The 21974-nt window shown below is 41.7% G+C and carries 15 protein-coding genes; all 15 read right to left on the reverse strand.

What is annotated here, in order from left to right:
- Positions 1-128: 128 nt before the first annotated feature.
- Entirely contained in the window at positions 129-3287 is a 3159-nt protein-coding gene (locus QR40_RS26825; RefSeq protein ID WP_044297608.1) for a glycosyl hydrolase family 2 protein, read from the reverse strand.
- Positions 3288-3356: 69 nt separating this feature from the next.
- On the reverse strand, positions 3357-4844 hold the full coding sequence (locus QR40_RS26830; protein ID WP_044297609.1) for a response regulator transcription factor: 1488 nt from the start codon (positions 4842-4844) through the stop codon (positions 3357-3359).
- 20 nt (positions 4845-4864) lie between these two features.
- On the reverse strand, positions 4865-6637 hold the full coding sequence (locus tag QR40_RS26835; protein WP_044297610.1) for a sensor histidine kinase: 1773 nt from the start codon (positions 6635-6637) through the stop codon (positions 4865-4867).
- A gap of 135 nt (positions 6638-6772) precedes the next feature.
- A complete protein-coding gene (locus QR40_RS26840) occupies positions 6773-7603 on the reverse strand; it encodes a carbohydrate ABC transporter permease (protein ID WP_027295823.1) in 831 nt (276 codons plus the stop codon).
- Between the two features lies 1 nt (position 7604).
- Positions 7605-8507 (reverse strand): carbohydrate ABC transporter permease, encoded by a 903-nt coding sequence (locus QR40_RS26845; protein WP_242849150.1) that lies wholly within the window; start codon positions 8505-8507, stop codon positions 7605-7607.
- Positions 8508-8814: 307 nt separating this feature from the next.
- The gene (locus QR40_RS26850; protein WP_044297611.1) at positions 8815-10194 is read right to left on the reverse strand and encodes an ABC transporter substrate-binding protein; all 1380 of its coding nucleotides are present in this window, start codon (positions 10192-10194) and stop codon (positions 8815-8817) included.
- Positions 10195-10464: 270 nt separating this feature from the next.
- Positions 10465-11559 (reverse strand): glycoside hydrolase family 172 protein, encoded by a 1095-nt coding sequence (locus QR40_RS26855; protein WP_044289628.1) that lies wholly within the window; start codon positions 11557-11559, stop codon positions 10465-10467.
- Between the two features lie 180 nt (positions 11560-11739).
- Positions 11740-12564: a carbohydrate ABC transporter permease gene (locus QR40_RS26860; RefSeq protein ID WP_027295820.1), complete on the reverse strand. Its 825-nt coding sequence runs from the start codon at positions 12562-12564 to the stop codon at positions 11740-11742.
- A 38-nt stretch (positions 12565-12602) separates the two neighbouring features.
- Positions 12603-13484, reverse strand: a complete 882-nt coding sequence (locus QR40_RS26865) for a carbohydrate ABC transporter permease (protein ID WP_044297612.1) — start codon at positions 13482-13484, stop codon at positions 12603-12605.
- Between the two features lie 75 nt (positions 13485-13559).
- Positions 13560-14909: an ABC transporter substrate-binding protein gene (locus QR40_RS26870; RefSeq protein WP_027295818.1), complete on the reverse strand. Its 1350-nt coding sequence runs from the start codon at positions 14907-14909 to the stop codon at positions 13560-13562.
- A 336-nt stretch (positions 14910-15245) separates the two neighbouring features.
- On the reverse strand, positions 15246-16751 hold the full coding sequence (locus tag QR40_RS26875) for a response regulator transcription factor (RefSeq protein WP_044297613.1): 1506 nt from the start codon (positions 16749-16751) through the stop codon (positions 15246-15248).
- An 18-nt stretch (positions 16752-16769) separates the two neighbouring features.
- On the reverse strand, positions 16770-18515 hold the full coding sequence (locus QR40_RS26880; RefSeq protein ID WP_044297614.1) for a sensor histidine kinase: 1746 nt from the start codon (positions 18513-18515) through the stop codon (positions 16770-16772).
- Positions 18516-18697: 182 nt separating this feature from the next.
- A complete protein-coding gene (locus QR40_RS26885; RefSeq protein WP_044297615.1) occupies positions 18698-19426 on the reverse strand; it encodes a hypothetical protein in 729 nt (242 codons plus the stop codon).
- A complete protein-coding gene (locus tag QR40_RS26890; RefSeq protein WP_044297616.1) occupies positions 19419-20822 on the reverse strand; it encodes an AAA family ATPase in 1404 nt (467 codons plus the stop codon). The genes QR40_RS26885 and QR40_RS26890 overlap by 8 nt, the downstream gene beginning before the upstream one ends.
- A 92-nt stretch (positions 20823-20914) precedes the next feature.
- Positions 20915-21877, reverse strand: a complete 963-nt coding sequence (locus QR40_RS26895; RefSeq protein ID WP_052431079.1) for a phosphoglycerate dehydrogenase — start codon at positions 21875-21877, stop codon at positions 20915-20917.
- Between the last annotated feature and the right edge of the window lie 97 nt (positions 21878-21974).

Genomic DNA, 21974 nt, shown 5'->3' on the forward strand with positions numbered 1-21974 from the left:
TCCATTGTAAGTTATTTTACTCAATCGTGCAGGAGGTCAATTGAACCATAAAAAAAGCCCGGATTCCTTTTATCATAAAGAAATACGGACTTTTTATCTTATTCAGCTGTTAAAACAAAACTGCATACTCATGCGTTCTTATCTGTAATCACATAAATCTCCGGCGCTTTTAAAATTCCGGTCTCTTTGATAAAATATTCATAAGACCACTCTTCCTTCGTACTCCTCCATGCATTTGGACCAAACCACCGTTCCACCTCATTGCAGTTGTGTATAGCACCAAAGGTATTGACCCGGTTTCCAAAGCTGGTTATTTGAAACAGGTGAACTCCAGACGCTGCTTTCCCCAGCGAAATACGGTACGGAGAAAATGCTATATACCCTGCCTTCTCCCCATCCAGTTCCACTTTTAGTACCGGACTTCGGAATCTGGAGATCTCCATGTACACTTCACCTTCGGGAAGCGTCAGCGGAAGTTCATAGGTTACATTCCCCCCATAGAAAGGAAAGCCCTGCCGGGTGATGTCACCGAACACAAGTGTTTCCGGCTTTTCTCTCAGCACACTTCTGCTGCCTTCCACAGATACCGCAAATTCTCCCAGAAGATACATGGCTTCTATATTTCTTTTTTCATTGTAAGGTATCCTCACCAGAATTTCATTTGTGCCTTCCTGCAGTCCTCCAATGGGTACCGTACGGATATCCCGGTCCACATACCATCCGTCCAAACTTCCGGATACGAATCTTTCGTTAACCCGGATTTCAACATCCCCTGCATCTTCCAGGGAGAGATGAAGATCTTCCAGGGCCGTCAGGCACCGGACGGAAAATTTCAGAGTCAGGCTATGGTTATAGGGGTACTCTGTTTGGTCTGTCCAGGGCTGGGCAAAAGCTTCCATCCTCTTTGGATATCCCAGTTTTTCCCGGAACAGATTGTCAATACGCAGTATTTCCTCCCTGGAATGCCACGCCTCCCCGTCCATCTGATACTCTGCCATATCCAAAATGCACACATTCGGTTCTGACAGAGTATACTTCATGGGTGAATCAGGTGTAATGAAAATGTTCTCCAATTCTGCTTCTTCTCCCAAAGATAAGGTCTTTCCCCCATCGTGTGCGGTGTCCGCTTGATCCGTAACTGGTGCTAAAGGCTCCATATACAGAAGAAGACTGTCATGTTCATAGAGTGTCATTGTAATATTTGTCTTTCCCCGGTATTTGACCGATTCCAGTTTTCTGGTTTCTCCTGTGAGTGTGTCATACAAGGTCAAGTCCCAATAGCCGTCAAGAATTATGGTATTTTGCACCGGTTTGGGGATATCCTGGTTTTTCATGCGGTTCACATGGGACAGGAACAGCCAGCGGCCGGAACCGTCATTTCGCATCTGATAGATCAGATTATCCGCCCGAATCCCCCTTGCATCTCTTACTTCTACCAGTCTGCAGTTCTCCAGGCTGTTTAGCAGTTCATTGGCGCAAAATGCGGCATACCTGCATTTTTCTGCCAGCTGCCCCGGGCGGCTGTCCTTCTTTGCATCCATGTATTTTGGAAGCCTGCCGGTAAAAATCACCTGTCCTCCCTGTTCCCTGAATTTCTCCAGGCGTTCCACTGTGGTCTTTCTCAAGGTTATACAGTTTGGAACCACTACTGCATCATACTTCATCTTTCCTACCGGAAATTTACCATTTTCAATCTGTCCTGTTTCCATTTGTTCGGGAAGCAGGGATTCAGATATAAAGTCAAAGTCCTGAAGGCCGTACAGCAGCCACTCGATCACTGACCGGAAGCCGTCTTCCAGTTCCCGTCGGATTCCGCTGGTCTTTTCCTCTGTTCCCCAATATAGCCAATATGATTCGATGGGATGAATGACGCCGATTTTTACTTCCGGCGTACCACGGGTAACAGCGGTATTTACCCTTGCAAAGTGATCCTCAATCAGCTTATACTCCCTGTACCAAGGGGACTGGTAACCGATTGCGGCAGGATAATCCCGCTTGGCTTCCCCAGCCATGCTTGCCCAGTTCAGATGAGGTACGCGGACTGTGACTCCCAGGGCCGCCTGCCAGTCTCCCTGTAATTTGTGCCCCCGGAAATCAAAATCCCAGTTTGTCACACCATATAGTTCACTTGCCATGCCCTCTCGTCCGTATTGATGAACCGCACTCTGCGCCTGCTTTGCTGTAGAGAGCTCCCGGCTGTCACAGAGTATATCAATCCCCGGAATATCGAAGGCTTTATAAGACCGCATCGCCTCCCCCAGAGCTGCCGTCTGGGACATCAGCTCCGGTTCCTCCATCATATGTCCGGTCAGACGGATGCCGTGGGCTTTACACCAGTCCCCCACCTGCACTGCATAGGACTGCACAAAACGATCACAAATATGATCGTGGTACTGGTATCTGGTCTCTGACACCTGGTCTTCTCCTGCCTCCCAGAATAATTCCGGGAGCTTTTCCAGCAGGCTGTGACCATATTTCATCCGGAAGGAATCCTCCAGGTCATCCGTATAAGGAATAATAACCTGTTCCCTGGCATCAGCATAACCCAGTCTGCCTTTATGGCAGAACTGGGGCTCGTCTGTGAAGATGGCGGGTATCCGTTTTCCGAATTCCCCTCCCACTTTCTCAGCGTATTTTTCATGGGCCGCAAGAAGAAATTGTTTTACAGCCTCCGGATTCAGAGTGTCCAGATATGCCTGGTTATTGAACCAGGGATTATCTCCTGACACTTCCATGTAAGCATACCACTTTTCATATCCGGGTGATGGTTCCTGTTCCTCTTTCAGCATAACGTAATCTTCCAGCCATCCGTCCTGCAGTTTTACCCCGTAGCACTGCAAAAGCTCCCGTTCCATGCTTCGTACTGCCTGTGCACCGGATATATAGACCGGCTTAAAATACCTGCCGGTAAGATTCCACGGGCTGAACACGAGAAAACGGCTACGGTACTGATGGTCGCCTGTGACAAATCCCCCGCCATATCCCGATGGCCAGCGGTCCTCGTCATACAGCCACAGAAGCATATTCCTCTTTTTGGCCTCCTCCAGGCTGTGTTTGACCAGTTCCATAAATTCTTCACCCATATAGGGGACGTTCATTCCCGTCCGGCAATGAAGATGGGCTCCTCCCATCCCCATTTCTTCCAGCTCTGCATATGCATGTTCCACATGTTCCTGGGTCATTTTACAGTTCCACGCCCAGAATGGTGCTCCCCTGTATTCAGACGGGGGATTTTCAAATAATTCCTTAGATAAACGCTCTTCTTTGCTTTTTTCGTATAGTTTCATGCTGCCTCCCTGACATTTTCCTGTTTCTGTTTATTCCCATAGGCTATTTGACTGCCTCACTGTATGAATTCAATCATTTTTTAGTTCTTCCATGTACTCAGTAGGACTAATACCGGTCACGGACCGGAAAATCCGGCTGAAATAAAACTGGTCTCCGTAACCCACTCTGGAAGCAATATCTTTGATATATAATTCTCTTTTATCCCGCATAATCTGCTGGGCTTTTTCCACCCGGAGTATGGTAAGCCTCTTACTGAAGCTTACCGTACTGTATTTTCTGAAAAGCCGGCTCAGATATGCCTGTGAAATGCCGAAAACATCACATATCTTCTGGGGTGACAAAGGTTCTGTAAGATGTTCTTTTAGATATTTTTCTACTTTATCAAAAAATTCCGGGGTGTCGATCTTCCAGGTTCTGGATTCCTCCAGTATATTCCTGCACAGAATCTGCCGGATATCTTCTGCCAGCTTCTGCATATTTTCCGCATAATAGAAAGCCTCATCGATAAAGTACTCACACATGGCAACCGGCTCATCCAGCAGATCGGCTCTTCGGAAAACACTGAACATCTCCCGGACTTTTTCCTCTGTCCAAAGCTGAGTGTACTCTTCCCTGCTCCATTTGGCAAAACACCGGGATATCTCATCGGGAATATCCTGTCTGTTATGCTCCTTTATTAAAAATTCCAGCCTGCTCAGAGACGAATTGTCAAATTTATGTCCACCTTTTTCTGCCGCATCGAAATCTTCGTCCCGGATAATCTGATTTTTCCCGATGACCAGCTGATAATCCATCGTCTGGTAAAGCTGCCGAATCATTTCCGGAAGCTTCTCCGCCGGTACCGGCCGTTCCTTTAATACTAACGTGTGAAACGCAGCGGTATTTTTCTGCTTTTCCAGAATATGCATCATAAATTTTTCAAAGCTGCTGTGAACCATTAATTTTACCGGGCATATGTACAAGGCTTCCATTTCATCTCTCCCGTATACCATCAGCTGCTCCTCTTTGATGGAAAATATCTCAACGCCTCTGAACTCTGCAAATCTTCTCGGCAGGCTGTTTTTTCTTAACAGTGCAATATAATATCCGTCATCAGAAAAGATACGACGGAAGCGTACCGGGTCCGAAATATTTCCCAGATACATCTCCCTGATCGTCCTGTTACGCAGGCCATAATAGTACTCATCCAGCCTGCCCTGAATCATATACATACTCTCCTGGAGCGTGGATGGCTTTACCGGCTTTAAAATGTAATCGCACACCCCATAGTGCAGTGCGGACTGGGCATAATCAAATTCCTGATATCCGCTGATTATAACTGAAAGAATATCCGGATACTTCTCTTTCACCCTTTTGATGAGAAATATTCCATCCATGACAGGCATCTTTACATCCGTTATCAGCACATCCGGGCGGAGATATTCTAACTGTTCCAATGCACTTTTTCCTTCCTCCGCTGTCCCTACCACCTGAAAATTCGGGCATTTGTTCTGAATAATCGTACAAATATGCTCCAACGCAGCCGGTTCATCCTCTGCAATAAATACCTGATACATATGCTTTCATCTTTCCTTTCCTATTTTAGCGCCGCCCCAATGATAATCTCGGCTCCGCCTTCCTCCTTATTCTGAATCCGGAAGACCAGGTCATCACCATTCAGCAGATACAGCCGGGCAAAGGTGTTCAAAAGTCCCATTCCCCCGATCCTCATCTCTACATTCTGGAAATTATCTGCCAGGTCTTCTTTTAACTGATTCATCTTGTCATCCAAATCTCTTTTTACACCCGGAGAGAATCCCTCTCCGTTGTCACTGACTCTGATATACCATCGGCTTTCGTCTTTGTAGCTGCTTACCGAAATCCTCATGATCCCGCTGATATTCTGAAAGCCGTGATTGATGCTGTTTTCCACCAGCTGCTGGATAACCAGCTTGGGAAGTATCTGGTTTTCTACGGTCTTATCCAGTTCAAGGGTGTATTCCAATTTGTGCTTATACCTGTATTTGAGCAATGAGAAATATAATTCCAGGTAAGTGATCTCCGCTTTCAACGTGGCATATTTTTCTTTCGTATCGGTGGAATACCGCAGCATTCCCGCCAGTTCATCACAGATATCACAGATCACTTCATCGTCGTTCAGACTGCCTCTGCCGGAAATGACATTCAGAACATTATAGATAAAATGAGGATTCACCTGAGCCTGCAGTACGTCAAACTGGGTCTGCAGCTGCAGGGTGGACAACTGTTTTTCCCGCTGAATCGCCGTGTGCAGACGGCTCCTCATATCCTCGTACACCTGTCCCATTTTCCGGAATTCATCATTGCCGTCCTTCAGATCCAGATCCATGGACTGGGTCAGGGTTTCCAGACTGGTATTCTGAAAAGCCTCCTGCAGACGGATCATGGGTTTTGTAAGATGCCTGGTGGATACGGTTACATACAGCAGCGAAAACAGCAGCATCCCTCCTATAAGGAAAAAGCTCATATATATCACATAGGAGGAATCTTCCTGAATTACGGAACTGTTTTTATAGACCATAACCGTAGTTCCCGCATCCACGTTATATTCTCCCACAGCCAGATATCTGGCTCCCTGACTTCCTTTAAAAGTATCCGCCGGAATGTTGTCCCGCTGCAGAAGACTTCTGCAAAAATCCAGATCCACATCCCCATTCTGGTAAATAACCTCACCCTTGTCGTCCAAAAGGCATACGTTTAAGTCTGTGTCACCCAGCTGAAGTTTGTTCCGGACATCTTCCAGGCTCATCTGAACTTCGATATACCCCATATTTCTTCCCTGTATTGCCTTTACAACAGATAATACCTTCAGGTTATCCTTATCACCCCAGGTATCCGGATGCATTCCAAGTATAGTAAATGTGTCCTGGTTGTCCTTTGCCCTTTCATACCATGGCATTTTTTTATAATCAAGATGCCTGCGGATTTTCCTGTCATCCATATTGTGGTTGGCAATCGGTTCACAATTATCGTTGCAGAATACCACCCGGTAAAATTTCTTACTGATATAGTCATTGTTTTCCTGAGATAAAATCGTATCCTCTGAATTCAGGAAATACCTTTCTGTCCGCTCAGACCTTTCCATTGTAGAAATGGTAGTGATCGCCGTCAAAGTGTCCGCATCGCTGAGCAGATAGTAACTCACATCTTTCATGGACTGAATCAGCTCGTCATACTGCTGGCTCAGCTGCCGGACGCTGATGGAAAGATTCTGCATCTCCCTCTCTTTTATTTTCTCCATACTGATGGAATAATAGATATATCCTGCTACAATTGCGGTCAATATCCCCAGTATGGCATATACGGTTCTCATTTTTGTCTGAAACTTCATGCCGTTCCCTCCTCCCGGAGTGTATTCATGCAGGCTGCGGGACTGATTTTACAGACACACTCCTGGAATTATTGTATCACGAAAGCAGCTCCCGGGATAGAATCATTCCAGATACCTTTCCGGTAAATTTCGCGCTCACCCTTTAACGGAACCTGCTACCATTCCATCCATGATCTTCTTATTCAGAAAAATAAATATTATCAGCAGCGGAATTGTAACTACAAGAGCATCCGCAAACAGGAGATTGTAAGAGGTGGAGTATTTCCCCTTGAAATAATAAAGAGTCATCTGCACTGTCATATTTTCTTTTCCCGGTAAAAAATAAAGGGGAGTGGTAAAATCATTAAAATAATTTACCGAGTTTAATATTGCCACGGTTGCCGTAATCGGCTTCAGCAGAGGAAAAATGATTTTCCGGAACATAACTCTGGGATTGCAGCCATCGATACAGCCCGCTTCCTCCAGCTCCTTAGGAATACTGGAAATAAAGCCCCGGTACAGCATGGTGGTATAAGGTATTCCGGTGGCAATCTGCACTAATATTACCCCCAACAGGGTTCTGTATATATGTAATCCCTTTAGAACCCAGATCGTAGGCAGCACTGCAGGAGAGATTATAAGCCCTGTCATAATGAGCATATTTACGAAATTGGTCGTTTTATCCTGTCGCCTTTGGAGCACATATCCCGCCAAAGAGCAGACCAGCACCAGACCAGCTACAGAAAATACGGTCAGCAGAATGCTGTTTTTAAAAGCGGTAAGCAGAATGTAATTACTCTCTTTAAATACTTCCACATAATTGCTCCACATCAGCTTCTCGGGCAGCGCAAAGCTAAACTGGTTTGCTTCTTTTGCAGTTTTCAGGGAATTGATAAACATATAAATAAATGGCGTTACAAAAATTAAAATCGCAGCAAGCATCCCAATGATATCACCAAACAACAAAAGCTTTTTTTTTCGTTTCATCTCAGTCCACCTCCTTGCTCATCAGGAATTTCTGAAGCGGGAATGCAAGCAATGATACCAGTACCAGCATAATCACATTACCGGCTGTGGATATTCCATAGAATCCCGATGCATACTGTTTGTAAATAACGGAGGACAGTACATCTGTGGCAAAACCGGGTCCCCCTCCTGTCATGGACCAGATCAGCTCGAAGCTTCTTAATCCCCCAATAAAAGAAAGAATAATAATACTGTTCATTGCCGGGCGGCAGAGGGGCAAGGTAATGCTTTTCATTTTCTGCCATCCGTTGGCGCCGTCTATGGACGCTGCTTCATAGAATGTTTTGTCAATACTTACAATACCTGACACAAAAATTACAGTGGCGATGGATAGCCCTTTCCAAACATCGGTCCAGATAACTGAGTAGAGGGCTACCGAAGGTTCTCCAAGCCAGTCAACCCCGGCAATTCCGAAAAATCCGATAATTTTATTGAACAATCCCTTGGAGTAATTCATAAAAGTGGAAAACGTAATTCCTACTACAATTGCACTTACCAGATTGGGGAAAAATACAATGGAGCGGATCATATTTTTTGTTCTAATGGCACTGGTAAGAAATATAGCGATAAAAAATGAAAGTATTGTTTTTAATGCAGAGGTCAGAACTGCATAGATCAGTGTATTTCTAATACTGATGTTCAGTGACCGCTCAGAGAAGAACATCTTATAGTTATCCAGTCCCACAAAAGTTGCTCCGTTAAAATCCCATACCGTCAGGCTGAAATAAAATCCCATGACCAGAGGTGTAATAAAAAAGACCAGGAAAATAACCATCGCAGGAGCAAAAAACCAATTCGAATATGTTTTATTTTTACTCATATTTATACCCATTGCATATTGCAGGCCTGCCTGCAATACTGCCACAATAAAACAGGTTGAAAGAATCACACTGTGGCTTCCTTTCCAAATCATAATTTTCTTTCAACCTTATACCCCCTGCATATCGCAGGCCTGCCTGCGATACTGCCACAATAAAACAGGTTGAAAGAATCACAYTGTGGCTTCCTTTCCAAATCATAATTTTCTTTCAACCTTATACCTCCTGCATATCGCAGGCCTGCCTGCGATACTGTCTTAATAAGTAGTTTGAAAGCGGAACGCGCATTACGGGATATCCAAGGGTAAAAAAAGAGGTGCTGCCGACTGGGACAGCCACCTCGTTTTCTTACATTTAATTCCACATTCCAAGCTGCATAGCTGCCTTTTTGCAGTCTTCGTCATAGGCTTCTGCCGCTTCTTTGGCAGTTGTCTGTCCACTGCCGATCTCACTGCAGATCTGCGGACAGTTTGCACCCTTGATTGGTGTCAGGTATTCAAGGGCCGGAGCTGTATTTCCTTCCGTATAATATGCCTGTACCTCTTTGATCAGGTCCAGAGACTCCCCTTTTGGCTCATATCCTGTATGGAAGCCGCCGGCTGGTGTATAGAAGGAAGTCAGGGTATCCATTCCCTCATCAGATGCATACCAATCCAAGAATGCCTGAATTGCTTCCACATTTTCACTGTTTTTATTCCCATAAATACCATTGGAAGGCCAGATGGTCAGTCCGGTCTGCTCCTGTGTATCCCCCGGCAGTGCGAAGAATCCCAGTTTGTTGATATCGTCCCCATAAGTCTCACTCCAGGTAGGAATCTGGTTGGAGAAATTGATCAGGTGTCCGCATTCATTACTGAATATTCTTTCTGCAATCTCTTCGATGGTAACAGAAGCACAGTCCTCGTTAAAGTACGGAACTAGTTCCTCATATCTCTCCCAGGTTCTGAGCCCTGCCTTGGAATCTGCAAATTTGATGTTCCCTGCGGTAAATTCCTTTGCAAAGTCCGGCTCATCATGCAGGATCTGGTAATTGTCCGCCAGGAATGGAAGCTGGGCGTAGACTACATCCTTCAGCGCCGTTCCGACTCCGGTAACTCCTGCCTCTTTCAAGGTCTTCAGGTTTGACTGGAACTCATCCCAGGTCTTTGGTACTTCCAGACTATATTGTTTATACAGTTCTTTATTATAATAGACTCCGGCTCCCATGCTGTCGCACTGGGGGATGCCATATAACACGCCATCCACGCTTGCCGCCTGGCTAAACGCATCATCGAAGGTCTTCGCCATATCTGTATTGGTAAGATCAATAAAGTACTCTGCGGGATTGAGCGAAGAAAGCAGGCTTCCCGTATTATAAATCAGCAGATCCGGACAATCACCGGTAGCGAGTCTGGTCTTAACCACGTTGTCCTCCTCGCAGGGTTCAATATCGATTTTAAAACCGAATTTTTCTTCTGCAACAGCACATGCCTGATCCAGTACTCCTTTCGGTGTGGCGGATGAGCGGTTCAGCAAGGTAAGCGTTACACCTTCAAACTGTTTGTCACCTGATTGTTCCTTTCCTGATTCTTTTGATGTCTCAACCTGGCTATCATTTTTTTCTGTCTCACTGCCTTCCGAAGCAGTCTTTTGATCGTCCGCCTGTTGGGTGCTGTTTGAACCCCCGCAGCCTGTAAAGGTTACCACTGCCATTGCAGATGCTAATAATAGAGCTGTTAATTTCTTCCGTTTCATATTTGTTTCCTCCCGTTTTTTGATAATTCAATCCTATCATACGAGGTCCGCATTTGAACATGGACATTACACTAAAGAGCATAGAAAATAATTTGTTTTCTTTTCCATGAAACTTTTTATCCATGGTTTTTAGCATAATGTCCATGCCAGTACAGCGTTGCGTTGTTAACAGCAAATCGGTACGAAAAAGCACAGCACTACAACCTGTAGTTGTAATATGCTGCGCTTTTTTTAAATATAATAGTATGTTTTAGGTTTTAAAATTATTTGTTAGATTTTTCCTTCCCAATTAAACTCTTCTTCCTCTATAGGGAGCCGCTTCTCCACAGGCAGTATTTCGGCAAAGGCTGCATGCGGCTCTGTCTGATACCAATATGCAGTCGTTGACCAGTCATCGCTTCTGTGATTGTCATGTCCATGCTCAATTGTAACTTTGATGGACTGCTCAAACATAATCGGATCCTGAATATGGTAACGGTAATAGGAAATCTTCCCCTTCCAGTTATCTTCTCCCCCCAGTATTAACCCATGATAGGGAGCGCTGTACTCCTGCCGGGGGCACCATGCCATATTTACATAGTCTTCGGTTCCGGTTCCATGAAGTCTTGGAGGCCATGGCTCCCCGTCAATAAAGATCATATCATCGCCCTCACCAGGCCAGTCCCAAAGACCATTAGAATTGAGATTATGAATGTTAATATTACAGCCTGCATAATGACCTCTTCCGGAAGCTTCAAATAATACATAATTGTCTTCTCCCGTTAAATTTGCCCCTTCAAAGCACCAGTCCCTGTGGGTCTCAAAATTCTCTTCTGTCACACCCTTCGTTGGCAACTCCCGATTCCACAATGCATGGAAGCGAAGCATTTCTTCCGGTAGTTCCTCGTACTCTTCATAATCAATATAAAAATATAAGATTAATGTAGTATCACATTCATTTACGACGGTGAGATGGGCACGTTCAGCAAAAGGCATCGGAAACCAGCAGTTAAATGCCCGTCCGTCTTCCGGACTCATTTGTAAGGGAGCGCTGACAAAGTTCTTGCACATAGCATGACCCATACCAAAGAAATCCCCGATGGGTGCCAATACACTTGGTTCCTCTTCATTATCCCAGTAGAACTTAAGGACCGGTTTTCTTAGATTATACTTTTCCTGGATAAACCCGTCATTTGCCAGTGTAAACCAAATGTGGTTAATACAGCCTGCACCTTTAATGTCACAGATCGTAAAAGTTTTACCCGGCTGGATATAAACACGGTCATCATTGCCGCCCTTTTTATCATAACTGGAAACCCTCTTTCGCTTTGTATCTCTTTTAATCGCTAATGTATTTAGTGATGATGGTATGTTGGAATAGTTCATAATTTCACCTTATATTGCAGACTTTCTGCAATACCGCCCATACTGTCCGGATCCATAATCTCCCTGGGCGTTCCTTTCTTTTATAATATTTTAGTGGTATCTGATTGCAGTCATCCTTTTTCATTTAACCTTTTTCATTTATCATTTATCCGTTATCCTTTATCCGTTATCCTTTATCCGTTATCCTTTAATGCCCGCAGTTTTTATTCCGTCTGTAATATATCTCTGAAATACAAAAAATAATATGATTATGGGCAGTGCCGCGATGCAGGAAGCTGCCATAACGAGATTCCATTCTACGGACTGTGAAGTCTTGAAATTGGCAATTGCTATCTGTACCAGCCACAATGATCTGTCCTGTGCAATAATTAATGGCCAGAGATAATTGTTCCAGTTTGCCAGGAAAAAGGATATTGCCAGGGTTACCGCTATGGGCTTAGACAGTGGAAGAACCACCCGCCAAAAAACTCCAAAGTATGATGCCCCATCTATCTTTGCCGCTTCCTCCAGTTCCTTGGGAATTCCCAGGAAGAACTGCCGGAATAAAAAGATTCCATAGGCATTGGGAATCATAGGAATAATAACTCCCCAAAGGTTATTAATTAAATGCATTTTCTGTACAATAATAAACAACGGAATCATAATTACAGAAAACGGAATCATTAATGTGCTTAGTATCCAGGTGAAAATGACATTTTTCCCAAGGAAGTTCAGCCTTGCCAGTGCATATGCTGACATTGCATGAAAGATAAGGGCCACAACGGTTACTATGGTTGCCACAAAAAAGGAATTGTAAATGTATCCGCCAAAGCTTTCTTCCTGAAAAACCGTCCTGTAATTATCAAAGGATAATGTGGAAAAATCCGGAAAGATATCCATATTGAAAATATCCCCCAATGGTTTAAACGAACTGATAACCAGAAAATATATCGGAAATACAATAATAATCGCTATGATGGCAGCTATCACAATAAGAATAATCTGCTGCCTGGTCTTTTTTTTCATGATAATCTCCCATCCGCCTGCCTGCGCAGGCATAAAACTTAATCTTCCCTGCCCTTTAAAATTTTCATTTGAAGTAAGGTAAATATCATAATTACTAAGAACAATACAAATGCCAAAGCTGAAGAATATCCCATCTGGTTAGTTTCAAATGCCTGCCGGTAAGTGTATAAAACAGATGTGGTAGTAGCATTTGCCGGTCCTCCTGCCGTCATGACTTTAATCTGGTCGAATGCCTGAAAGGAAGCAATTGCGCACATTACAACTACGAATACGGTAGTATCTTTCAGCAATGGAAGCGTGATTGTAAAAAATTTGCGGATGCTGCCTGCTCCGTCAATGTCTGCCGCCTCATAATATTCTGCCGGTATGTCTTTCATGGCAGACAGAAATAAAATAGCATTATATCCCAATACCAGCCATACGCCTACCACTACTACCGAAGGCAGTGCCTGGGTGGTGGAAGCAAGAAACTTTTGATTTTCACCTCCGCAGTATTTGATAATCTGGTTTAAGAATCCTTTCATGGGATCATACATAAAGGACCACATCAGACCTGCAATAACCGTAGAAATTGCATAGGGAACAAAAAATGCTGTTCTAAAAAATGACTGCACCTTTTTGTTCAGGCTGTTTAACAGGCTTGCAACCAAGAGGCTTAAGCAAAATACAGCCGGAACATACATTAAGGTATATTTTACGGTTACCCATAAACTTTTTAAAAACAAATCATCGTTTAGCAGTTTCTGATAATTTTTCAGCCCTGCAAAAGTCATTGCGGATAATCCGGTCCAATCGTGCAGACTGATATAAAAAGCATACAGGATAGGAATAAAAACAAACACCAAAAGTCCCAGAACATCCGGTAAAAGCATAGCATACGCCGTCAGAGCTTCACCTTTATTAATTTTACGTTTTTTCATGCCGCCCCTCTTTTCTGTAATTCTGATACAGCGTTAATCACGCTGTATCAGTTCAATGATCTAATCGTTTAGAGATTATAATTCGCCGTCATAACTGGCGAGGAATTCATTGATCTTATCCTCTGCCTTAATAACCTCCTCTGTAATGTCCGTACTGGTATCAAAATATGCAGCCTGAAGCAGATCCTGTAAAATAGTTGATATTTCAGCCGGGAGCCTTTTCTCTGCCTTTTCCGTTCCAAAGATTTCATTGGTAAATACAGAGCGCAGTCCCTTCTGGTAGATGTCACTGTTGTTTTCCACAATTGACTTTCTTGGTGAGTAGGCAAATTTCACCTCAGTACACCATTCCTCCCCATGGGATACATCATCTGCAAACAGCCATGTGGCAAATCTGGCTGCCTCTTCGGGATATTTGGAATTGGCATTTGCACATACTTTCCAGCCGCCGGCAACGGTAGATGCATGACCGCCTTCCGGAATCGGAAGTGGAACCAGACCTACATTATCAATATAATCCGCATACTCCTGCTCCAGCTTCGTAATTGCCCAGGAGCCGTTTATCTGCATTGCCGTTTCTCCATCAGCCAGTATTCCGATTTCCGTATTATTTCGGCTCGGTTTCAGATTGGCAGTGCCTTCCTCCAGCATTTTCCGTTTCAGTTCTAAATTCTCTATTACTCCCGGCTGGTTCAGTTTTGCAGCTGTTTTCTCTTCATTGAACACATCATTATCCGTCTGCCACAGGAAAGGATACCATTCAAATAATTGATGGGTTCCTTTCACTGTTTCAAAGGTGAGTCCCGATCTGGTATCTGTTGTCAATGCTTTTGCCGCATCATACATCTCATTCCAGGTCTTGGGAGCCTCCTTATTTACTTCTGCCAAAGCCTTTTTATCATAATACAATCCCAAGAACTCCATTTCAAAAGGAATAGCCAGAATATCCTCTCCTATTTTCACTCCGTCCAGGGATGATTCTGAGAAATCCGATAGTACTTCCGGTTTGATGTAATCATTTAATGGTGCAAGAATATCGGAATTTGCGTATTTCAAAAATAGTCCAGGGGCTACCAGAAAGACATCCGGACCTGTGCCGGAGGCAAATGCCGTTGCCATTTTTGTACCATTGTAATCTTCCCAGGGGATCTGTTCCATTTTAACGTGTACGTCCGGGTTTTCTTCATTATACAAATCCACGTATTTCTTAAAGAAATCGTATTCCGCATTTTCCTGGAACATCCAGAATGTAATCTCTTTAGCATCTGCTGATTTAGTATCACCGGCAGCCGCTGTTGTTTTTGATTGTGTATCCCCGGTTTCTTTTCCCGTCTCTTTTCCCATACCTTTTCCACATCCCGACAGCATTCCTGCCACCATTGTCAAAGCCAACGCACCACATAATAACCTGCTTCTCTTCTTCATTTGAATCCTCCTTATTTCTCGGCATTCTGCAATGACTGGCGACGTCTTTCCAGTTCCCTGCTTCTCTTTACACTTGTATTATAGCTTTTCTGAATTTTAATTACTATTTTAAATATTTTACATTCCTTTTGTTTTTTTCATATTTTGTGTGGAATTTGTTATAAATTTGTTTTATTCAGGTATTTTGTTGGGAAGCAGACTGAATCTCACAAAGGTGGGGTGTGGAGGAATTGCACATACGTCATAGGCTTAGGAGCAGTGCTAGATCAGCATAAAAATATGGGCACAAAAGCCGCATTGCTTCTGCCCCCACACTACTATTGTTTTATAAATCCTCTATAAATACTGCCGGTATTCAGCCGGTGTTACTCCGATCTGTTTTTTAAATAACGTGGTAAAATATTGGGAGTTGGTGTATCCTACCTGTTCCGCAATATGGTAGACCTTATCATTGGTGCTGACCAGCAGCTCCTTTGCTCTCTCCATCCTTCGGTATGTAATATACTCTACAAAGTTCATGCCTGCCTCGGTCTTAAAATAATTACTCAGATACCCAACCGAAAGGTTTGCATACTCTGCCACTTCCTGCAAAGAAATATCCCGGGTAAAATTTTCATCCACATATTTCATAATATTGTTCATCCGGTAAGATTTTGTTTTATACTCTTTCATCTGGCGGATTCCTGCAGATATTTCAGCGATATTGCTGCTTAATACCTCCTCCAGCTCAGAAAAAGTTTTCATTTCTTCAATGTTGGCGGTGAAAGACAGGATATTCTTACTATATCCCGGATCTATGCCGAAGGATTCACACAACCGCTCTAAATTAGTACCCAGGAACATCATATGATTTTTAAGCCTCAGGATACTGCAGTTGCTTTCCTTATAAACGCTCATCAGATCCTTAATATGTGCACACAGCCCTTCTTCATTCAGGCTTTTCATCGCATTTACCATTCTCCCCATAATCTCGTCCGGAAACCGTATTTCCCGATTCATCCGGTCTTTGTCATAAGTGAAAATGGTCTGAAACCGCTGGTAAATGCAGTTCTTTAATGCAACCAATGCCTGCATATACTGCTCTTTCAGCATCAAATAGTCACTCGCTTCCCCACTGACCCCTACGAGTACTTTACAGTTATAATTCTGCAGAAGCAGCTCGGTTTTCTTTGCAAATTCTTCAGGGTCCCATTTCCGGTTCCAGATCAGCACGGACTGTTTATCAAAGCAGTTATAAACCTTAAGATCGGAATATATCTCCTGTTTTAGCAGCCGCTTCATTCCGCCCACTGATTTCAGTGCCGCTGCATTAACATACTGTGTCTCAATAATCATAACTCTGTGAAGTTCTTTTTTTTCGGTAAATCCCAATACATTTAAATAATGCAGTTCCTCCTCCTTAGCACTTGTCTTCAAAAGATTAAAAAAATGATTATCCTCCGCACTCTCCTGATTTTCCATCTTTTTCTCAGTTCTCTTTTTCGCAATCGCATCCAGTACCTTATAGAATTCTTCTTCCTCTACCGGCTTCAGCAAAAAATCATATACCTGATACTGCAGTGCTTTCTTTGCATATTCAAAATCACCGTATCCGCTTAAAATCACAAACTCCAGATTCTGGTAACGGTGCTTCAGATAATTAATCAGCTCCAAGCCATCCATATGAGGCATTTTAATATCGGTGATCACAACATCCGGCACTTCCCTGGTAAAAAATTCAATAGCCTCTGCCGCAGATTCACAGCAGCCTGCAAGTTCATATTTATCATCGTATTCCTGTATCAGATTGGAGATCCCTCTCCTTACTCTCGGTTCATCATCAACAACCAGTATTTTTAACATTGCTGTTCCCCCCCAATATTACATCTCTTTTGCTTTTGGCGGAAAATGTATGATAATCTCAGTGCCTTCTTCCGGCGTGCTTTCAATTATTAAACCGTATTTTTCCCCGTACAGCAGTTTTAATCTTTGATTGATGTTACTAAGTCCTATTCTGTCACTGTCTTGTGATAAGACATAAAATATTCTTTCCCTGGTCATCCCTGCTCCGTTATCGATAATCCGAAGCACAGCATCCTCCCCTTCTTTTTTCCCTATTATCTGTATATGTCCTCCTTTCATCTGACGGGAAAATCCATGGGTCAGGCTGTTTTCTACCAATGGCTGCAATAGCATTTTAAAGGTTTTATACTCCAGGATATCGGCATCGATCTGGAACTCAGAAGTAAAAGCCTTCTCATAACGCTCTTCGTAAATGTTCAGATAATTTTTAATACAGTTTATTTCCTCCTCCAGAGTTACAATATCCTCTTTCTTACTGATGGAATATCTTAAAATCCGGGAAAGAGAAGTAATCATTTTACTGATATCCTTTGCCTTTAAATCCTTTGCCATCCAATTAATAGTATCCAGTGTATTATACATAAAATGCGGATTAATCTGGGCATTCAGTGCCTGTATATGGTATTCCTTTTCTTTTTTATTCGCCTCATTATTTTTCTCAATCAGATTTAAGATCCGGCTGTTCATATCATTAAAGCTTCGATACAGGCTTCCCACCTCATCCTTCTGATCAATATACAATTTATTCTTCATAAAATCCGGATCCGGCGTATTCATCACAACCACCATTTTCTGTATCGGCTTGATAATATATACCTGTATTGCCACAGCCCCGAAAACACAGAACAGCAATACTAACAGAATCTGTGCTGCAACAACGGAAACAACCCATTCCCTTGTTTTCAGCACCTCATCTTTTTTAATCATTGATATATAATTCCAGTCATTATAAGCGGACGCCTGTTTTACAACTATGTAAGGCTTATTCCTGTAATTTTGTTCCGTATAACTATCTTCCGATTTCAGGATATCGGACAACACACTTTTATCCAGGGACTCATCTAAGGATGCATCGTTACTCCAGATGATATTCCCTATATCATCCGCTATCAATAATGTGGACTTATCTTTTACTTCCAGCTTTTCAAATAAATCTTCAAATAAATCAATGTTTATGTTCAGTATAAATTCTCCCCGTTTCGCCCAGTTATGACTGATATCTTTTACCAGCATGGCACAGGATATATAACTCATTTCCTCCTTAGTGCTTCCCTTTGGCTTCACCTGAAACGTGGAAATCCATCCAAGACTCCCATCCAGTTCATCTATTTTCTGCATCCATTCCGGATGAGAATGATAAACGTCAATATAGGATGCCCCTGAATAGCTATCCTGAAAATAGGTCTCTCCGTTCGCCGCGAAAAAGTAGGCACCGTCAATATGGTCTGCGCTCTTTAACAGATTACGCAGAAATTCCGTAATCTCCACGTAATCAATCGGGATCTTCTGATTTTTATTTAGATTCTTTAAAATATCTTCATCATTATAGATGGTGCCAATAATTCTTTCGTATTCTTTAAGCTGGATTTCGGCTGCCTTTGATACCACCGATAATTGATTATACTGGCTTTCATACTCTTTTTGCAGCCAGCTGCTGGTAATCATATTATACAGCCAGAAACTGATGCAGCAAAAAGGCAGGATAATAAACACCAGCAATATCAGAAAAAACTTTTTCTTGATGGATAGATCGTTGAATTTCAACTGCATGTCCTCCTTGACGAATATGAATTAAATTATGATTTTATTATAAACGCTCGCGGGGGTTTGTACAACTCTAATAGATGAGGAGGTTTTGGTGGAGATTAAAAAAGTGCCAGCTATACATCATATGTTCCATATAAAAAATGACTGGCAATCAGAATTATTCTGACTGCCAGCCTTTTTTATTTATTCGCTTCCGTTGCATATTCATCATCTAACTCAATTCCTAAACGTTGAAAAAATAAAGCTACATTAGAATATCGTTTAAGTGAATTACCATTTTTCATTATAAAATCCCATGATTCTTCGTAACTCCCCCCTATGGCGAACTCACCTTCTTTGAGAAATCTCAAAAATTCCATAGGTTTTTCACTATACTGATCTGCTATTTCAAAAGCTAAATCTTCTTTTTCATCATCTGTCAAATCTTTCGATATGTTATGAAGGACATGTTCCAGATTCCTTGAAAAATAATAAATTTCATATGGAAATGAATCCGGAAGTTCTGAAATTCTAGACAAATGATACACAATCTTCCTTTTACTGATATTTCTTCTTATTAACCGGTCTTTATTTTTTGCACCTATATAGTTATCATAATATTCTGTCTTGTCATTTGTTGACTGTTTTATTTGAGAACTAGATATAAAAGCTCCATCTGTATCAATAATCTGTACAATTTTAAGTATATCTTCTTTTTCAATAAATGGATTTTTCTTAAAATATAAATCCACTTCTTTCTTTATAATTTCATCGATATACTTCACTGTTATATCATCTTTGGCTGTTATATCTGTTCTGAGTACATCAAATTCTAGCTCGTGTTCTTTTGCGATTTTCGAAAAAACCAGTGCAAGAGCATCTTCATCAGTAATTCCTTCAACCATCAGCAATATAACCTTTTTACTCATTTACACCTACCCTTCCGGCCTTTCTCATTGCCATTTCTATTTCATAAATATTCGTAACATTATATAATTTTTCTTTCTGTCCACCTAATTTAATAGCCCTAAGATATGATAGTCTTGTATTTTGTGTATTTTTAATATATGATGTCTTTAAATACCTTTCTTCAGGATTTACTGTTGTGAATACTAAAGAATCATTATCTAAAACTTCTAATGGTCTTAAGTTATGAGAAGTAAATATTAATTGCCCCTTCGCCTTCTCCTGCATGGCCTCCAGACATTCTCCCAACAAGTACTCATAGATACCAGAATCCAGTTCGTCTATAACCAGGCAATAACTTTCCTTGTTATAACATGCAATTAGGTTACTGCAAATAGAGATAATCTTTTTAATGCCCGCTGACTCAAATAACAATGGTATCCTCGCACCATTTCGTATTGTAATAATTTCGAATTGTACTCCATCCTGTCCATCATCCATTAATTTATCAAATGCATTATATATTTCCAGTGTTATCTCTGAAACCATGGACTTCATTACAATATTAATCTGCTCAATAGTTTTTTCAAAGTATGGAAACACTATTTTCGGCACTATATTAATTCCTGTTAAATTTACCATTATACTCATAGCTTTGCCTTTTATACTGCTAGGCCAATCAATATTCATAGGTAAAGTATTAATATTCAAAGCTAATAATCCATAATGAGAATTTTCAACGACTGCTAAATCTTTAATCCCATATCTTTGTAATATATTACTATACTGATAAATTTTTTCACCTTCACCATGTATATCAGAAAAGATATCCTGAGCTTTTTTAGAAAATAAAAAGGAACTTATCTCTGATCTCTGCTTTTCTTCATTAAAATTCTCTGACAGTTGCCGCGCAACCCCTAATGCTACCATAGCATCTATATTTTTAGATAAAGATTGTGAATATTTCAGAGGACTAAATAACTCTTTTCTATCTCTATGATATTCGAATACCGGGGTAAGCTTTGTTCTTTTTTCATTAATATAAATTTTTGAACTTAATTTTTCCATATTGAGAACAAATTGTTTATCATCTGTTTTTAATAACTCTATTTCATATTCAACATAAAATCTTTCGGAGTTTTTCTTAATCAGAAAACAATATTTAACAGAAGCTGTTTCACTTTGATATCTTATATACTGATAAAAATGGGACGGTATCATTTTACCGCTAATCAAACATTTCAAAAGAAGCATTACATCAACCACTACAGTCTTTCCTGAACCATTCTGACCATAAATGCCTAATACGCTCCCACCTCTTTTGTCTGTATCCTTTGAAACTAAATCAATATTTCCATGGTTAACATTCTTTATATTATTAATTTCTAAATGAATCAGTCTTACTATATTTTCTTCCATAATATCACCTCGTTATATAACATTATATATTATATTATCCACGAAGTCAATTTAAATTCATTTTTTGTTAATTTTTTTAACATTTTTAATATTTAATTCAACTTATTTTCCGGCACTCTGCCCTCAAATATATCAATCAGTGCCTTCGCAGTCACCAAAGAAGTTTCTTCACAATTCTCAAACGTTTCCGCTGATGTATGAGGTGTGGCTATGTATTGCGGGAAGGAAAACAACGGATTCGTAAGATCCGCCGGTTCCTGTTCAAACACGTCCGTCCCCATCCCCCCGGCCTTACCTGACTGCAGAGCTTCTGCCAGTGCTGCCTCGTCCACCAGGCTTCCTCTTGCGGTGTTTACCAGAAGAACTCCGTCTTTCATTTCGGAAATAGTTTTTTCGTTAATGATATGCCTGGTTTCTTCATTTGCCGGCAAATGCATGGAAATAATATCACTGTTTCTTAGCACCTCTTCCATGCTGACTAATTCTACACCGTATTGCTCTGCCTGTCTGTAATCAGGGTATTTATCATACGCAATCACTCTGGGTTCAAATCCCATTAATCTCTTTGCCACATTTCTGGCTATCGCACCAAATCCCAACAACCCCACCGTACGGCTGCGCAGTTCATGAGACATGGTTCTGTCCCACCTGCCTTCTCTCACTGCATTATACAGACAGGGAATCTGCCTGGTCAGGCATAGCATCAGGCTAACCGCCTGTTCTGCTACTGCCGGGGCATTCATTCCCGGACAGTTTGTAACAGTGATTCCATGGTCTCTTGCCCCTTTAAGATCAATATTATCTACTCCTACCCCGAATCTTGCAATTCCTTTTAAGTTGGGTGACAATTTATATAATTCTTCATTCCAGGATTCTACACCTGCGATTACGCCGTCTGCATCTCCGGTCAGATCTTTTAATTCTTCAAACTGTAAAGGTCTTTGATATGGATTTTCAATGACTTCACACCCATAGTCCATCAGCAGTTTTTTACCGGGAGCACAGTACCTGGAATAGTTTGTGGCAGTTACCAATACCTTTTTCACCTTTTTCATTATTTACTCCTTTACCGGTATTCTCTATGCAAATAAGTGCTGCATCAAAAAATGTCCCGGACTTATATTGTTTTCTCATAATGTTTTCTCATAATGT

The sequence above is a fragment of the Robinsoniella peoriensis genome, assembly GCF_000797495.1.
Taxonomy (GTDB): Bacteria; Bacillota; Clostridia; order Lachnospirales; family Lachnospiraceae; genus Robinsoniella; species Robinsoniella peoriensis.

Coding starts and splice junctions, on each gene's coding strand:
- QR40_RS26890 (WP_044297616.1), bottom strand. CDS start 20,822: ATGGAAGAAAATATAGTAAGACTGATTCATTTAGAAATTAATAATATA.
- QR40_RS26830 (WP_044297609.1), bottom strand. CDS start 4,844: ATGTATCAGGTATTTATTGCAGAGGATGAACCGGCTGCGTTGGAGCAT.
- QR40_RS26850 (WP_044297611.1), bottom strand. CDS start 10,194: ATGAAACGGAAGAAATTAACAGCTCTATTATTAGCATCTGCAATGGCA.
- QR40_RS26865 (WP_044297612.1), bottom strand. CDS start 13,484: ATGAAAAAACGTAAAATTAATAAAGGTGAAGCTCTGACGGCGTATGCT.
- QR40_RS26835 (WP_044297610.1), bottom strand. CDS start 6,637: ATGAAGTTTCAGACAAAAATGAGAACCGTATATGCCATACTGGGGATA.
- QR40_RS26875 (WP_044297613.1), bottom strand. CDS start 16,751: ATGTTAAAAATACTGGTTGTTGATGATGAACCGAGAGTAAGGAGAGGG.
- QR40_RS26885 (WP_044297615.1), bottom strand. CDS start 19,426: ATGAGTAAAAAGGTTATATTGCTGATGGTTGAAGGAATTACTGATGAA.
- QR40_RS26895 (WP_052431079.1), bottom strand. CDS start 21,877: ATGAAAAAGGTGAAAAAGGTATTGGTAACTGCCACAAACTATTCCAGG.
- QR40_RS26870 (WP_027295818.1), bottom strand. CDS start 14,909: ATGAAGAAGAGAAGCAGGTTATTATGTGGTGCGTTGGCTTTGACAATG.
- QR40_RS26825 (WP_044297608.1), bottom strand. CDS start 3,287: ATGAAACTATACGAAAAAAGCAAAGAAGAGCGTTTATCTAAGGAATTA.
- QR40_RS26840 (WP_027295823.1), bottom strand. CDS start 7,603: ATGAAACGAAAAAAAAAGCTTTTGTTGTTTGGTGATATCATTGGGATG.
- QR40_RS26860 (WP_027295820.1), bottom strand. CDS start 12,564: ATGAAAAAAAAGACCAGGCAGCAGATTATTCTTATTGTGATAGCTGCC.
- QR40_RS26855 (WP_044289628.1), bottom strand. CDS start 11,559: ATGAACTATTCCAACATACCATCATCACTAAATACATTAGCGATTAAA.